Source organism: Segatella hominis, assembly GCF_019249725.2.
Lineage (GTDB): Bacteria > Bacteroidota > Bacteroidia > Bacteroidales > Bacteroidaceae > Prevotella.
On record NZ_CP137559.1, the window covers coordinates 2,269,283 to 2,286,053 of the forward strand.

The following is a 16,771-nucleotide window of genomic DNA, read 5'->3' on the forward strand; positions in this document are numbered from 1 at the left end:
TTCTACACGCAAGAGGTTTTATAATCTCTTAATCAATTGAGTAACCTTAGTATTTGCCCTATTGTCTTTGCTGAGCAGATAGGTATATTTATAATCCTCCACATTATAGGTAGTTGGCGAACTGTTCACCAGCAGGATGTTGCGGCGATTGGCAAAGTCGAGGATTCCCTTCACGTTGTTAGGATGCAACTTGCCTATCTCGTCCATCATGCAATGAATCTTGAAATCGCCCGATTTCTTCGATGCTTTCTCCTTAAACACATTGATGAGCATGATATTAACCATCGCCTTTACCAAAATGTCGGTGCCATCAGAACCCACATTCGCTATCTTCTCTACCCATCCCGTATCATTGTCATTTTCTTTGATGCGGAACTCCAACTTGAAGGTGTCAGCCACCTGCAACTGCTTGCGGTTAGGCTCATCCAGAAGTCCCTTCATAAAGGCAAGCAGATATTTCACCGCCTTGGCATTCACATCCTGTCGTGACTCAGTGGCAAAGAGATCCATCTCTCCCATATTGAATTGATTTTCTTCTGCAAAGTCTCTGATACGCAAGAGGAGAAGCATCAACTGGTCGTTGGTCTTCAACGGGCGCAAGGCGATTTCCCTGATAACACCTGCGAAATTCCGCTCCTCGAAATCGTGGTTGATATCGTTGATGGTCTTGCCGATATCGCCTTCCCGACGGGTCAGATCGCCCACTTCCTTGGAGATTCGGAAGATGATATCGGTATATCTTCCACTGATGCGCTTCTGATATTCCGAGATTTTATCATTCTCCACAAACTCGCAGAGATTGGATGCGAAAGCGATGAACTCCTCTTCTGTTACCGGACTTACATTGAAGTGGAATGTGTTATGAGCAGAGAACATACCTAAGAATTGCTGAGATTGCTTCTTGAAGTTGTCGAGCGAACGACCATCCTCATAGATTTGGCGCTTCAATTCTTCCACGATAGTCAGACAATCCTTGGTGGTGATCTTTTCCTCTATTTCATTACTTTCCAATGGGCACAAGGTTTCGTCACGTCTAAAACTCCTCACTGCATTCAATCCTGCATCCAGCTTTTTCAAAGCAGTCTGCTGCTTAGTCAGTTGACTCTGTGCCTCAGACAAATGCAACTGTAGGCGTTCACTGCGCTGCCTGAATTTATCCTCAAGCATAGTCTTAGCCTCTGCCTTGTTTTTCCGATTCTGTCTTACGGCAGGTTCTTGGTCAAAAAGTTCTATCTTTTCATTCCTGTAAACCGCCACCACATCACGATTCTTTCTGATATATGTCAACTCAGCATCCAGTTCTGCTATGCGCTTGTTGTAAGCATCCAAAGCCTGGGTATCCATACCCTTGCCATGCAGTTCATCGTGCTGGGCCTTCAGAAGTTCCTGCTTGCGAGCATCCACCTGGTTCTGCTTCTCTTCTATCTGCGCCCGAATATCGTTGGCAAAGACTTCAAAAGTCTGTGTTTCCTGCTTAACCTGTCTGTTGTATTCCGTTTGGAGAGCTTTTAGCTTGCGCTGCAAATCCATCTCCAGTTGGTGTTTATTCTCTTCCTTCTTCACCTTATCGGCAACCAGCGCATTCTGCTTATCTTCCAATTCACCCAGCTGTTGGTTACGCCATTTCTCCAAACGTTTTTCCAACTCCAGCGCTTGCATTTTGAGCTTCTTTTCCGTCTGAGGCAACAGTTGCATTTCAGCCTTTTTAGCATGAAGCGATTCATTCAGCTTTCTTATCTGAAGCAGATATTTTCCCTTCAAGGTTTTATGATTCTCCTCATGCTGGTTCTGCAAATCATTCAGCAGCTTGATAATGTCAGCACGAAGCTGTTCCTTTTCTGCGAGTTGCTCCTTCAATTCCTTGGGAGTTCTGAATTTTCGCTCTACGGCAGTCAGATTGATCTTTACGCCATAGAGAGAAGCCGATGATGAAGATGAAGACAATGCTGATGAATCAGCAACCAATTGCGGATTCAATACATCATTATATAGTATCGTTTCTTCATCCACCACTTTTCCGATATTCTCCTGCCATCCCTTTCTGTTCTGGTCGAGCCATTCGGAAAACGAGCCCTTGCTCTTTTCCAGGAGACTCTGGAGTTTTCTGATTTCATCCTCCACCTCCGCTTTCTGCTTTTTGGGAGCATCGAGCGATGCCTGATATTTCAGATCAGCTATTTCCAATTCATTCTGAGCTTCCTGACGCAAGGTTTCAATGCGCAGTTCCACTTCCCTTTTCTCGGTTTCTACCAGAATTTGTCTGGCTGTAAATTCAGCATACTCCTTTTCGTTCGTCTCCATCTCCCGGGCAAAAGGATTTTCGTGAGCCACCTTCGCCTTCTGTATCTTCAAGGCAGTTTCATCATGCACCAGTTGCGCAATCATCTCATCCACAGACGAAGTTTTTTCCCTGAACACCTCACGGGTTTCCATTTCTGCCTTTCTCAATTCTTGCAACAGCGTTTCCTTCTGGGTCACCAAGGCAGCCTGATGCTCATTGAGCAAGGTGGTCTTGTTGTTTCTGAAAGCACGCAAATCCATATCGAGCTGTTCGAGCAGAGCCTTATACTTATCCACCACATTCTGATAAGATTTCTCCAGTTCCGCTTTCATTGCGAGCTGCCGCTTGCGCTCTTCTTCGATGATGGTTTCCTGCTCTACTCGCTGCAAGATATCTTCTATATGAATTTCCTCATAATACTTGCGTTTGGTGGCGGTTGTCTTCAGTTTATCATCAAGCACTCCCAATTCACGAGAGAGTTTATCACGCTCCTTTCCATATTTTTCCTGTTCCTCACTTATCAGGCGATTAACCCGATTACACTCCGCTTCACTTTCTTGAATATCAAGACGATATTGCGGCAGGAGTTCCTGGGCCACACGCTCTGCATAATTGAGTTCCCTGCGTCCCTCACTAATCCTTCGCCGATTATTCAGCAAGGTGCGATAAGCATCTATCACTTTGTCCGCCATCCTGCGAACCAGCACCTCTCCATTCTTCTCCTTTTTAGTCCAAAGACTTACGTCCTTATATTCCTGTTCAAACTCCTTAATCTGTTCACGATAAAAGTTGAGGTCAATGCTGTTATCCTCATCACTCATCGAGCGGATAATGGTATTCTTGATGAAATCGGCATCCAACTTGGTGTTGAGGAAAACATTCTGGATGGTGCGGGGGATATTCTGATACTTAGCACTCTCTACGATGGCATACTTGCGGAAAGACAGGAGTTCCTGGCGTCGATTGTTGCCGAAGATGATGTCACGATACATCTCATAACTGCTTACGAGCGAAGATATATCATGCTTACCCACCTGCTCACGTATCTGGCTCCACTCGCCATACACCTGTTTATGCTCATCGATAAACCATTTGTTATCAAACGGGGCATCGATGAAACGGAACATCACTCGTCCCTGATTCTTCAAGGCAAGCACACAATAAGCACCATTCTCACGCATCACCTCATAAACGATGTATGAATTGGGATAAGGAAAATAAAAGGCATCAAACGATTTCTTCTCCTTCGGGATGCCCAGGCGCAACTTATCTGCATTATAGAAGAACAGCAACGCACGGAGCAAGGTACTCTTGCCCACACCTTGTGTGCCAATGAAATGAACATTTCCATCGAGCTTCACCTCGGCGTATGGAATATGGGCACTATTCAGAAATATGATTTTATTCAGATATCTCATAGCTATTCCTCCTCTTCTTTTTCATCAGTATCATCGGTAATCGATATGCAATCTATCAACTCCTCGATATAATGGAATGAAGCCAGCACCTTCCAGGTCTTCTCCACTTCATCCTGCTGCTCAATGAATCCCATTCGTTCCAATTCACTGATCAGTTTCTCCACTATCTCATCATATGATTTTTTCTCGCTGAAGAGTTTTCCTGCCAATTCCTTCAGTTCCATATCGCAATTGATTCTCACCACGATGTCTGCCGCAGAGAATACCAAACCAGATCCGAAGGCAGAATTATAAGTCTTCAGAAAGGTGAGATAATCTATCCACTTGCTCACCGCTTCCAACTTGCGCTGCAAATCCACCTTCGTTTCCTTGCGAGTAAAAAAGAAATAACCATCACCCGCCTCCAGATGAAAACCGATACCATTATAATACTCATCATATTCAGCCTGTTGCTCCTCTATGGCATCATAATATCGCTTAATTTTCGTCTGAACACTATTGTTGGAAATAAATCCGCCTCTGCTCAGAATATTAAAGATTTCTTCTGTATAGTTCAATTTATTCATTGTTCTGTCTTCTTTTATCGTAGAAAGAATCATCTTGCTATCTCGGAAGTATCACAGGATATTCCACTCCGTCAGCCTCTGCATAATTGCCAGTAAATTTCAACTTATCCACATATTGTGAAGCTATCTGGCAAAAATATACAAGTTTATCCTCCCTGCTTTGTTTCTTATCATATTGATAATTCATCACGAAGGCAAAGAGATGGGTACTCGATGCCGAAAAGGCATTATAGATTTCCTGCAGATTCACAGCCTCCAACTTCAGTTTGTTACCTTTAAGATAATCATCTGGGATAGGTTCTGCAAGATGATCCAGCCGTCGTCCCTTTCTCTTTTTTAGCTTTTCAGAAAGAATATTGATGCACAGTAAAGCCTCATCGGATGTACGAAGATTATCTATCGACAACTTGATGTAATACTTAGGTTGCGGTTCCATCCAGACAGCATTTCGGGCAGCAACGACCTGTCTTACATCCGTGGCTTCCTCCCACCGAAACTGATCTTTCAAATATTTCAGTTTCTTCACCTTTTCGAAGATACGATTCTGATAATCTATCATATTGAGGTATTGGATGATTTGGCGTTCTATCTCCAGGAGATTGTGATAAGACTCGTTGAGTTGCAAACGCACATCATTCACCACATTCTTCATCTGCACATCCATCGCCATGGAGAAGAATACATGTTCGGTATCTATCACCCGTTCACTCTCGGTGATGAGCTGGGAAATGTTCTTCATTTTCTCGCCCAGTCGCTGGAGTTTCGATTTTTTGATTTCGTAATTAGGCTCATTCTTATAAGTATTATCCATATTACGCTTCAGGTCCAAGACATTACGAACGGTGGCCAAAGCTATCGTCTTCAGACATCGGCGCACTTCCTTGAGATACTTATATTTGCGAGTTTCATTATTTTCCTTGAGATAATAGTCGATATTCTCCTTCAAGACAGAGATATAATCACGCACCGAAGAAACATTGATTTCCTCATTCACTTCCAGTACATCCTCAAAGAATTTCTGATACACGTCCTCCATCTCCAGACAGTCGCCCGTGTCACGAATCACCCCATTCTCTATCAGGAAACGGATTCGTTCCTCCTTGTATTCAGTCATTTCCAGAGCATAGTCATAACGAAACTGAAGGGAATGTCGCTTCGCAAACATTTCCTTCAGCAAAATCTTTTCTCGCTCAAGCGTTCTGATCAGTTCATCTATAGATCGGAAAGTTCCCATTGGCCTGTCTATTTAATATCTATTTTTATTTTTCAGCAGAAAATATTTTCACTCAGCCACCCTTCTCCAATCAATCAATCCTTTTCCCAAATCATCCAGTTCTATGGCAAGTGCAATCACTTTGCGCTTGTCTGCCTTGAAAGGTTCTGTATATAGCTTGGCTTTTATCTGTTCTGTTGCAGCATCTACACCGCCATTATTGCTTAATTTCAGTTCCAGAACATACACAAAACCAGTAGTTTCTACCACCATATCGATTCTGCCTGTAGCAATCATTTTTTCTACTTCCACCCTGCATCCGATAGCATTAAATATGCTACTCAGAATTAGGCGGTATCGCTCTTCCATATCCATGCTCGCCAGTTTCTTATTGCTGTAAGGAACATCGGCTATGAGAGCTTTCAGACATTTCATGACTTCAGGAAGATTGCCAAGCTTCAGGGAGTACAACAACATATTTTGAGTAGATATTACTTGGGCATTCGTTTTCAATGTCAAGGCAGGTAATACTATCTTATAGAGAGCCTTGCGAACTTCATTGTTTGGGATGCCTAACAAATAAATCCCTTCCATATATCCTTTTATTGTGAGATAACCAGACTGATAGAGGAACAGTTCTGCTCCACCACCTGTCACATCAGAAGTCTCTAATGTATCATTGTCTATAGGACAATTCTCAAAATCTTTCATTCTAATTTCTATATTGTCCACAAACTTAGGTAGCAGCGAGGTCGCCCCGGAAGAAGCCCAATAGTTCTTTAAATCAGAATCAGAGAGGGCATTGATGAGACTGAATGGATTGAATACATCTACCATGTTTTCATGACTGAAATGATAACCGTCATAGTAAGTTGTCAACTGTGTTACGGTTTCTTCAAAAGTCCATTCTTTTTTAGCTGCCAATTTACTAATTTCAGGCTTAAAATCACGGAGAGCTTCTTCTTTGGTAATACCGCAGAGAGCTGCATATTCAGGATTAAAGCTGATGTTACTCAAGTTGTTGAGCACAGAGAAAAGGGAAATCTGTGTAAACTTAGTGACACCCGTAATGAAGACAAACTTCTCGTATTTGTCCTGTGCTTTCAAGACGGCAAACACTTCTCTATAGACACTTGTGCACGCCTCGTGCTCAGGAGTCTTCCAAGAATGCTGCAATGGAGAATCGTATTCATCGATAAGAATTGCTACTTGCTGGCCTGTTTTATTACAAGCAGTTTCTATGATGTTCTTAAATCTTACAGCAAGTGAACTATCTGGACGTACAACTATTCCATACTCCGTTTCAAAAGTATGGAAAGCATCATCCAAATAGCTTCTTACACTTTTTGGCTCTGCACCAGCCTGACTCATGTCGAGTCTGATAACAGGTCGCTTCACCCATTCTGTCTCCAACTCCATGATTTTCAAGCCCCCAAAGAGTTCCTTCTTTCCCATGAAATAGGCTTCAAGTGTATCGACAAGCACAGACTTACCAAAGCGGCGCGGGCGACTCAGGTAATTATACTTTTTCCCTCTATTGGCAAGTTGCCAGATGATATCAGTCTTATCAACATAAAGGTATTCGCCTTTTCTAATTTCTTCAAAAGACTGGATGCCTACAGGCAATTTTCTATCGTTTGTCTCTACCATAATTACTCATCATTATTTCTAAGTGCAAACTTACATATTTTTTTTTGAATAAAATGCTTGTTTGATAAAAAAGTTGAAATTACAGTATTTTTTTCCAAAATCAAGTGTTTATCTGCATATATATCATGAGAAAACCTTGTGACAAGCCGATTGTGAAAGTAGGTATCAACTTGGATTCTTCGAAGGGTAATATTGAGGATTGGGAAATCAAAGGAGAATAAAAGAAATCGCCCTGAAAAGGCTCAAGCATTTCATTTCTAAATAGCGATGAATGCTCAGCCTTTTCAGGGCGATTAATTATTTATAGAGGGATTGGTGGGTTATTCCCAGGAATCCCAGGAGTCTATACTACCCCAGTGCTCCTTGGCAGTATCTGTTCCTGGCGTTCCGTCTTCAAGAGAAGGTTTACCATCAGTATTGCCAGTATTGTCAGTAACTTCAGGACGCGATAAACTTGCCAGCAAGTTTTCCATCGGTAACGGAGCACATTTTATCTGTGGCTGTAAATATACTTTTTTATTCATGATTATAATCGTTCTTACTTAATATATTTCTTACCATTAATGATATAAATACCACTTGGTAATGATTGGAAGCTACTTGCATCCTCACTTACCAGCTGACCATTGATATTATATACTCTGCTATTAGCAGGCATCAATTCACCATCAGTAGTGATAATCAAGTCTTCAATGCCTGTTGTTTCGCCATCGTTACCATCAGTAATGCTACTGGTACTGATGCTCAACATCACAGGTTTTGCTCCTGCAGGAAGATTAGCTTTCAGGAAGCCGCGGAAGCCTTTGACTGTTCCAGAATTTGCAGAATAAGCCTTGAACTTGCCATCAGAAGCACCGATGAAGTAATCGTTCTTAGCAATATTCATGGTGTTGTAACTTGATGTCCAAACATAACCATTACTCTTGCACCAGTCATTTGGTTCAATATTTTCAATGGTAACGTATTTATAGTCAGTAACATCTGCGGTATTGATGCTCTCAATATTCTTAGTTGGCTTGATAAGGAATGGCTTACCAGCAACGATTGTATTGTAAGCGTGACGTACGAAGTATGCCTTGTTGCCCTCAATATGGTCGAAGTAGAGAATCTGAGTACCTTCCTTCGCTGTTGCACTATAAGCAGGACCAAAGATAGCGTCCACCTGCTGTCTGTTGAGACTGAAAGGAAGAACGCAAGTCGTCCAACGATTAGCTACCATTTTACGTTCAATCTTCACCTGTGCCACATGACCCTCTGCAGTTTTCTCAACAACATTGTTTGCATTCGCATCGTCAGCATTGTAATTTACCGGATCAACAGTTGGCTTTGTTTCACCCTCATCGAATGAGAAGCCATAGAAGCCAATCTTCGAACCGAAGTTGTAGAGATAGTAGGTCTTACCTGCCTTTACCTTAAAAATATAGGTAACAGGGGAGTCTGCGAGAACAGACCAGCCCAGAGAACCATTTCCCTTACCTGCAGCTGCATTTGGAACAAGATCATTACTGAGGAGACTCTCATAAACATCATTTTTGAATGCATTAGCCGTCATATCAAATGTGTTAGGTATGCCATTGAAGTGACTTCTTACCTCCTCAATAGTAGGAGCAGTATCTTTACCCTTTGGATTCAAATCCCACTTGTAGCTTGAAATAGGCTGAATGCCACCAGTTGGCTTACCACTTGTAGTTTCGATATGAGCCTCGGATTCTACGAAATTGCCGGCCTCATCCATGACGAACACACGACGCTGAGGACGATAAACTCCACTATCAAATGCACCATTCTGGAAGATGTGTACAGTTACCTTTCCGTTTGTAGCAGGGTTGAACTCAAGGAATGAACCTGAACATGGTACATTAAACATATTATCCTTGATGGTTCCTGTATATGACTTGAAGTCTGCACTATAGATATTCGTTGTCTCAGGGAGAGCATTAGAACCATTCTCCTGACGTGCATTCTTGTTTTTATCACCAACTACATAGTAATCGAAGCCTGTAAGTTTCCATTTTGGCAAAGATGACAAATTTTTATCTGTTCCCCAATGAGAAGCTGCAGACAGTCCTTCTGCTGATGGACCTTGTTGTGGAGAACTTTCAGGGCCATTAGTCGCAACAGGATTAGGGAACAACCATCCACCAAGAACTACAGACAAGGTCTTATCCTGGTTCCACATTCTTTTCTGGTTACCATAATCACCAGTTCCCCTTACACGATACATAGCAGGATCATCAACCAAGACTTTCAAGAAAGCAGTAGTGCTCTCCATTTTGTCACCCTTTACAACAACTCGAATCTTACCATCACCTTCACTGACGGCCTCAATGTTGCCATTGGCATCTACCTTACAGATACCCGGAGTAAAGGTTGTCCAAGAAACGTGATAGTTACTCTCGTCGATGACCTTGCCTGTATTATAATCTGTGATCGTAACATCTGGAGCATCTTCTCTTGTTCCTGTGTACATGTTGACACTGACAGGATTGAGTTTCACTACAGGACGGATATAATTTGCTTTTACATCAAGAATGAACGTGATGCTGGAAGGAGCTGCATACACATCAGTATAGTCCAACGTAGGATCTTTTTCGTTCTTTTTAACGGTTGCACTCACTTTGACTGTGTAAGTACCAGCATTCTTAGGATAGTAAGTCAGCATATTACCATTCACATTCTGCGTGTTTGCAGTTGAAGTAGATGTTATTTCGTAAGTATAGTCGAAATAGCTACTAACATCTTCTCCATCATAAATCAGAGGCACAGTGAAGGTATTGAAATTGTCCTTGCCACCTGTCTTTACAGCCAACTTGATATTTGCACCACTAAAAACATCCAGGAACTTTGGTGTAATCAAGCCCTTGGTGACAGTATAGGTAAAGTCAACGCTTCCTGCCGTATAGCCTTTGCCCATACTTTCTGTTGGTGTGGCAGTCACAGTGATAGAAGAAACACCTACTGTCCAGTTGTATTTACTACCAGCTACAGTCAGTTTTCCGTCAGGGAATGATACAGGACCACCATTAGAAGCCGAATATGACAAAGTATAATCAGTACCCAACTTCAACAGCTGATCATTTTCGCCATAAACTTTCACAACTGGCTCTTTGATTTCAGCATCTGTGGTATTCATATCAATATCAGTTACTGAAATATTCAGAGGAGTTGGATCTTGGATGAGAATCTGATAGTAAGCTTCCGTTCCCTCGTATTTTGTTGCATCCTTAGGAGTTACCTTTGCCGTAATAGTAACCAGTCCGGTCTTTCCTGATACGAAGTTCACCTGAGTACCATTCAAGGTTGCTATCTCGTTTGCATCAGACTCATAGCTTACAGAGTAATCGCTTGTTGCAGTAAGTTCTGTAGAACCTGCCTTAACGGTGAGGTTAGGAAGTGTAATGGACGTAGTACCTGTTACCACCTTGATATTATTGGTATCGAAGTTGGCAGAAAGACGCTGCTTTGCCGAAGCTGCAGGACGAACCACCTTCAGTACGGTTACATTAGGAGTAGCTCCACCATAGCGACCGAAGAAGAGTGAGTCACAGTCTTCAGTAAGTGTATAGGTATAAGTCTTAAGTTCCTTATCATAATAAGGTGTGCTAAAGACTGCCTTGCCATCTCTTGTTGTATGGATTTCCATACCAATACCTGTTGTTTTAGGACCAGTATAAAGGCCAGTGATAGTGATAATATCGCCTACCTTAAAACCACCATTATACTTGTCCTTGATAGACATATAGGTATATCTTCTGACATCATAGTTACTACCGAAGTTTATACATGGTACAAGAGTTCCATTTATATTTTTTGTTCCATCTGTAACAGCGATATTCTCTTTCTGGCTACCGATGGTATTCCAGTTGTAGATAACATCATCTCCAGTTGGAGTTTTAGCCTTGAAGTTGGCTGTAAGTGAAATCGCAGCAGTTACAGTTGTTGTGTAAGTTGCATTTGCGCTAACGATCTTGTTGCTTGCATCTGTCCAGTTTACGAACTCATATTCCTCGTTTGGTGTTGCAGTAAATGTAAGAGAGGTGTTTTCCTCTACTTCTGAACCTGAGTTGACAGTTGTACCTGCATTTGCAATGGTTACAGAACCACCTGTTCCTGCTGTAGCAGAAACTGTGTATTTCTTAACAGAAGAAATAGTTCCATAAACAACTTTAATAGATGTAACCTGAATTCCGCCCTTATTGGCACTATTTGTTGCTGTTACAGTACTGAGTTTATTGTCTGAATAGTTGTATGTATAGGTAAGTTTATCAGAACTTGTGACTCTTTTGGCATCTGTTGGATCAAAAGTCAGTTCGCCTTTACCACTATTCATTATTGTATAGGTAATACTTTTGATGTACTTTCCTTCTGCAACTGAAATTGTAAATGCTGCGCTATTTGCAACTTTGATATCGCCACCAGATTCTTTTTTAACAGAACCTGCTAAGGTAGCAATTGTAACTATTTTTGATGCATCTGTCATTGGTGAGGAATAGTTTTTCAGTTGATCAGCTGAAAAAGTTACAGTTCCATCACTCGCAGATCCATTATCACTACCACCATTATTATCTGTGCTACCATTATCAGTATTTGAGTTACTTTTGGCAGTTACAGTTGTTTCGCTTGTCTTAATAGTAGTGTTACCATTAGCAGTAGCTTCGCAGTAATAATTTCCACTTTCTCTTGGAGTATAAGTAGCAGATGTGGCATTTGCAATTTTTGCATTATCCTTATACCACTGATAAGAAACGGTACCATCACCATAAGCAGTTGCATCGAGGGTTCCTGCAGTAGTAGTGAAGTCATAACTTGGAGCTAAGTCCTTGGCAAACAGAATCTGCTTGCTGTCCTGGTTTTGGTAAGCACGCTCGTACTCAGTAGCAGCCATGATGAAGCCACCGAGAACCTTGCCCTCGGTATAATAATATTGAGATGTTGGTTCAGAAGATGTTACAACACTTGCATCTTTACCTTTCAGGTAATAATTATCATCTCCAGCACGACCATCTTTTCCTCCAAGACCTGCAGAAGTACAGCTATGAACCAACTGAATCGTACTGTTGTCTTTATTGTCATAAACCATAAATTGATTTACCAATCCTTCGTATGCTTTCTTTGCGATAGGCTCGTAAGTTGCTTTGTCGAGAAGTCCGAGACGGATAGCTTTGAGATAACCGGCAGTAAAGATAGAAGAACAAGATGCCTCAAGGTAATTACCAGTAAGTGAAGCTGGAACCTTATCCATCACCTGATACCAGCAACCTGTAGTTTCATCTTGATATTTCTTTATTCCTGCAGCAAGGTCTGTCAAATAACCTTTGAAAGTGTTATAATAAGTATTATCTGTTGGCATTACTTCGAGTATGTCAACCAATGCGAGGAAATACCAAGCGTTGGCACGACCCCAGAAGGATGCAGAGTGATAGATTCCCTTTTCCTTGTCGATGCCAGCCCATGAAGAAGAAGCATTATCACCAGGATTAGCAGTAAAACCATGATAAAGCAAACCTGTAGTTTTGTCGTAGAGTTGCGCCCATGTGATAGAAAATTGCTTAGCAATAATATCCCAGTCATTGTCAGAAATATTATTTGTCTTGCCTGTATGCTTGATAATCTGAGCAAGCAAGGCAGGTCCCATATACTGACCATCACACCACATCTGATCTGTATAGTCTGTAGATTTGTGGAACCATCCGCCAAACATCGTTTTCTGAACATCGTTAGCATTAGTGTTGTCCAATGCGCTTTTTCCACTACCTATAATGTATGTTGTATTATAGGTTTTCATGTGTTCGATGACAGCATTTATCGCAGTATTAGCAACAGTTGTAGCCTCTTGAGATTTTAATTTTCCTGCAAGAATAGGAAAATACATCTTGGCTGCATTCATGTTGTCAAGAGTTATACTCGAAGTAGCATAAGGTGTGCCAGTAGCATAACCTTGTGCAGCATAGAACCAAGGCTTTGACCAGTCGAAATTCTCATAGAAATCGGCTGCTTCAAGAGAAGCTTTACCTACAAGACCAGCTACATAGTCGAAAGATCGACCAACTTCAGTCGTTCCATCAAGTTTGTACCAAGTAACGGGTGTCGTTTTATTACCATTATTGTCGTAATAATCAAAACCGAACTTCTTTTGATTTCCATAGAAATCGTGAAGTCGTGAATTAATCGCCCACTGCGAATAGCGGACGCCAGAATTGAATTTTACACTCCCATTAGTATCTGCAGCCTTGACTCCTATGGCACAGAAGCACAGGAGCATTAGGGAAAGATACAAATAAGTGAAACCGCCCCCCCATCTCGAGAGGTTACGGGACATACGAGTTAGGTGTCTCATTTACTTTTTGTATGGTTTTTATTCAATACTGCGTTAAATTAATATTTAATCGTCTGTAAATCAATAACTTATATTAAGAAGTGCTTATGAAAACTTAACTGTAAAAAGTTGGTCAAGTCGCTGATTTTCAGTAACTTTGTAGATCACGACAAATACAATATTACATGAATACAGGACTTGACCAATATATGGATATCTTTAAAGATGCAGTTGAAGATTCAGCTGCAAAGATAACAAAAAGTTTCGAGAAAATACTCATCGAGGTGATAATTTTGTTCATGGTAATACCAAGAAAGATAAATTTCACCCAAATGGGGAGGTATGGCTTGCATGTTGAGCAAACCTATCGCAACGCATTCGGCTTGAAAAAGTCGAAGTGCATTGATTGGCTCAAACTTAATGTCTCACTTGCCAAGCGCTTCTTGGGTAAACAGGGAAGATGGGCTATTGCCATTGATCCCAGCTACATCAGTAAAGCTGGCAAGAAAACACCACATATCGGTCGTTTTTGGTCAGGATGTGCTCAGTCTGTTAAACATGGTCTCGAAATCATGGGTATTGGCCTCATTGATATTGATGCCAAAGACTGCATGATGTTAAAAGCACACCAGTCGCTAAGTAATAAAGAACTGAGTCTTAGAAACAAGACTATGGTAGATTTCTATATCAGCGTCATTAAGCGTTACCGCAAGGAACTTCTTAAACTCTCAACCCTCATAGTTGCAGATGCTTACTTCTCTACAAGTACATTTGTTAATGGGATAAAGAAAGAAGGGTTCTCTTTGATAAGCCGCTTTCGTGACAATGCTTGTCTCTTTTATGTCTATGCTGGTCCACGTACTGGAAAACGTGGTCGCCCCAAGACCAAGGATGGCAAGATTGATATGAAGAATCTTGACCTCACTCGAATGGAGAAGATGGAGATGAAAGATATAGAAGGAACAGCTTATACTTTGATAGCCTATTCCAAGGCACTCAGGTGTAAAGTTAGACTTGTCATCTGGCAGATGCCGAATGGCAAGAAGAAACTATTCTTCTCTACAGACACCTCACTTTCGGGTGAAGAAGTACTTCTTTATTATAGAACCAGGTTCCAGATCGAATTTTGCTTTCGTGACGCCAAAGGCTATACTGGTCTTATGGACTGCCAGGCTCGCGATAAGTGGAAACTCGATTTTGCTTTCAATGCTTCGTTCACATCACTAAATGTTGCCAAGGTAACTATGAAGGAGATGGGAATGGAATATTCTATGTCTTCATTCAAGTCACTGATGACCAACATTTATCTGGTGAAACGAATTTTTAAAGCAAGCGGGTACACCCCGAACCGAACTTTAATTAGCAAGATTTTCAAAGATCTCTCGTGCTTACAGCGTATAGCTGCTTAGCACATTATTGAATTATTAACGAACTATTGTTTATTGAATTATTGAGTTTATAACATCATCTTGATTATATCAATCATCATGGTGGAAAAGCACACCCCTGTGCAATTCCGACTGCAAAATTACAAAAAAACAGATTATAATATATTTCAAATACGTTAAAAGAATACGTAATCGTTTACGAAAACGTAACATTCACAAGATTAAAAACTTAATCGAGTAGGAGGAAAACGAAGTAGTTTTTCTCCTACTTTTCGTTTTCCGACCTCTCACACCACCGTACGTGCGGTTCCGCATACGGCGGTTCCTATTTTTGGGTGCCATTCGATGTATGAACCCATCAGTGTAGCATAGCCTGCCATGCTCAACTTTTCGTTGGTTATCGCATGACATAGTATATAACTGCCAGCTATGCGCCAATAACCCAAACGACTATTGCCCCACATGTAAGCTTGGTATTTGTCTATACCGCACTTTACCAAGTTGGCAACTCTCGTTTTCACCCTCTTCCACGACTTCCATATACACATACGTAGCCGTCGCCTTAGCCACTCATCCATGTCTATGAGAAAACGTTTCATGTTGGCAAGGTGATAGTAACCTACCCAACCCTTTATGTACTCTTCAAGTTTTTGCTTCCTCTTGGCATATCCCCAACCATTGCTTCGGGAAGTCAACTCCTTGAGTTTGGCTTTCATCTTGGCTTTGGCTTTTGGATGCACAGTGAGTTGGCATTTGCCTTTCATTACATAAAAGGAGTAGCCAAGGTATTTCACACCTTGCACATAGGACACAAATGTCTTATCCCTGTTCACCTTTAGATGAAGTTTTCCTTCGATGAATCGGGTTATGGATTCCTTCACGCGCTTGGCTGCACGCTTGGACTTACAAAATATCATCGAGTCATCGGCGTAGCGAACAAAAGGGAGACCTCGACGTGTGAGTTCCTTGTCCAACTCGTTGAGCATGATATTACTCAAAAGCGGACTTAACGGTCCTCCTTGTGGAGTGCCTTCCTCACTTGTCTCGAACATTCCTTTGTTCATCACACCACTGCGGAGATATTTGTGGATAAGGCTTATTACCCTGCCATCCTTTATCGTGCGGCTGAGGATTTCTATGAGTTTGCTGTGGCTCACCGTGTCGAAGAAACGCTCCAAGTCGAGGTCAACCACATAGATGTAGCCTTCATCGACCATTTTCTGCGCACTTCTCAGGGCATCATGGCAACCTCTTCTCGGACGAAAGCCGTAGCTTCTTGGAGAGAATTGGCGCTCATAGATGGGGGTTAGGGTCTGATTGATGGCTTGTTGAACCAGACGGTCTATGACCGTGGGGATGCCCAACAGGCGCATCTTGCCATTGTCTTTGGGTATCTCTACCCTTTTAACTGGGTTCGGACGGTATGAACCGTCAAGCAAGGAACGGATTAGGACATCCTTATTAGCCAAGAGCCAAGGGAGCATTTGCTCACATGACATCTTGTCGATACCGCTACAGCCCTTGTTACGCTGCACTGCCTTGTAGGCTTTGAGCAAGTTATCGGGACTGATGATGCGCTCCAATAGGTGTTCCTTATCGAATGGTACTTCCACGATGTTGTCTTCACATATCCACATGAAGGTCTGCGCTCCCACATATCCTTCGGATTCCGTCCTATCTTTCTGTGGGCAGCCCTTGACTTCTGCCAATGTTTTCTGCATTCTTTCCTTCATAAGGTACGTTTCAATTACTATCGTTTAATTTATAGGTTCTGCCCTTCATGGAGTGTTATCGAGAACTCCACTACTATGGCATCTGCTGACTTCTCACGGCAAGCTTTACTCCATGACTTTCGTAAAAGCAACTAATCGCCATGTCCGTGAGACCTCCTCGGATAAGGGCTTATTCTTTCCATCTTATACCCACTTCATTTACACCA

The 16,771-nt window shown here is 41.8% G+C and carries 8 protein-coding genes; 1 reads left to right on the forward strand and 7 read right to left on the reverse strand.

All coding sequences use genetic code 11. From position 1 onward, the window contains the following. Positions 1-18: 18 nt before the first annotated feature. The 6 genes from KUA50_RS09430 to KUA50_RS09455 form a co-directional block, all read right to left on the reverse strand. On the reverse strand, positions 19-3,699 hold the full coding sequence (locus KUA50_RS09430; RefSeq protein ID WP_218457966.1) for an ATP-binding protein: 3,681 nt from the start codon (positions 3,697-3,699) through the stop codon (positions 19-21). A gap of 2 nt (positions 3,700-3,701) precedes the next feature. Beyond that, positions 3,702-4,256, reverse strand: a complete 555-nt coding sequence (locus KUA50_RS09435) for a condensin complex protein MksE (protein ID WP_218457989.1) — start codon at positions 4,254-4,256, stop codon at positions 3,702-3,704. Positions 4,257-4,302: 46 nt separating this feature from the next. Continuing rightward, positions 4,303-5,499: a hypothetical protein gene (locus KUA50_RS09440; protein ID WP_218457965.1), complete on the reverse strand. Its 1,197-nt coding sequence runs from the start codon at positions 5,497-5,499 to the stop codon at positions 4,303-4,305. A 48-nt stretch (positions 5,500-5,547) separates the two neighbouring features. Continuing rightward, positions 5,548-7,128: an ATP-binding protein gene (locus tag KUA50_RS09445; RefSeq protein WP_218457964.1), complete on the reverse strand. Its 1,581-nt coding sequence runs from the start codon at positions 7,126-7,128 to the stop codon at positions 5,548-5,550. Positions 7,129-7,448: 320 nt separating this feature from the next. Beyond that, complete coding sequence (locus tag KUA50_RS09450; RefSeq protein ID WP_218457963.1) at positions 7,449-7,652, reverse strand: hypothetical protein; 204 nt, start codon at positions 7,650-7,652, stop codon at positions 7,449-7,451. Between the two features lie 14 nt (positions 7,653-7,666). Further along, positions 7,667-13,465: a glycoside hydrolase family 88 protein gene (locus KUA50_RS09455; RefSeq protein WP_218457962.1), complete on the reverse strand. Its 5,799-nt coding sequence runs from the start codon at positions 13,463-13,465 to the stop codon at positions 7,667-7,669. A gap of 164 nt (positions 13,466-13,629) precedes the next feature. On the opposite strand from KUA50_RS09455, the gene KUA50_RS09460 reads away from it, so the two are divergent. Continuing rightward, positions 13,630-14,853 carry a transposase gene (locus tag KUA50_RS09460; RefSeq protein WP_217752555.1) on the forward strand — a complete coding sequence of 408 codons (1,224 nt, stop codon included), beginning with the start codon at positions 13,630-13,632 and terminating at the stop codon, positions 14,851-14,853. A 266-nt stretch (positions 14,854-15,119) separates the two neighbouring features. Here KUA50_RS09460 and ltrA read toward each other — a convergent pair whose 3' ends face one another. After that, positions 15,120-16,565: a group II intron reverse transcriptase/maturase gene (gene ltrA, locus KUA50_RS09465; protein WP_218458242.1), complete on the reverse strand. Its 1,446-nt coding sequence runs from the start codon at positions 16,563-16,565 to the stop codon at positions 15,120-15,122. Between the last annotated feature and the right edge of the window lie 206 nt (positions 16,566-16,771).

What these genes read in the sequence shown, in the direction of transcription:
- KUA50_RS09430 (WP_218457966.1), bottom strand. Translation starts at nt 3,699, where the DNA reads ATGAGATATCTGAATAAAATCATATTTCTGAATAGTGCCCATATTCCA.
- KUA50_RS09445 (WP_218457964.1), bottom strand. Translation starts at nt 7,128, where the DNA reads ATGGTAGAGACAAACGATAGAAAATTGCCTGTAGGCATCCAGTCTTTT.
- ltrA (WP_218458242.1), bottom strand. Translation starts at nt 16,565, where the DNA reads ATGAAGGAAAGAATGCAGAAAACATTGGCAGAAGTCAAGGGCTGCCCA.
- KUA50_RS09440 (WP_218457965.1), bottom strand. Translation starts at nt 5,499, where the DNA reads ATGGGAACTTTCCGATCTATAGATGAACTGATCAGAACGCTTGAGCGA.
- KUA50_RS09455 (WP_218457962.1), bottom strand. Translation starts at nt 13,465, where the DNA reads ATGAGACACCTAACTCGTATGTCCCGTAACCTCTCGAGATGGGGGGGC.
- KUA50_RS09450 (WP_218457963.1), bottom strand. Translation starts at nt 7,652, where the DNA reads ATGAATAAAAAAGTATATTTACAGCCACAGATAAAATGTGCTCCGTTA.
- KUA50_RS09460 (WP_217752555.1), top strand. Translation starts at nt 13,630, where the DNA reads ATGAATACAGGACTTGACCAATATATGGATATCTTTAAAGATGCAGTT.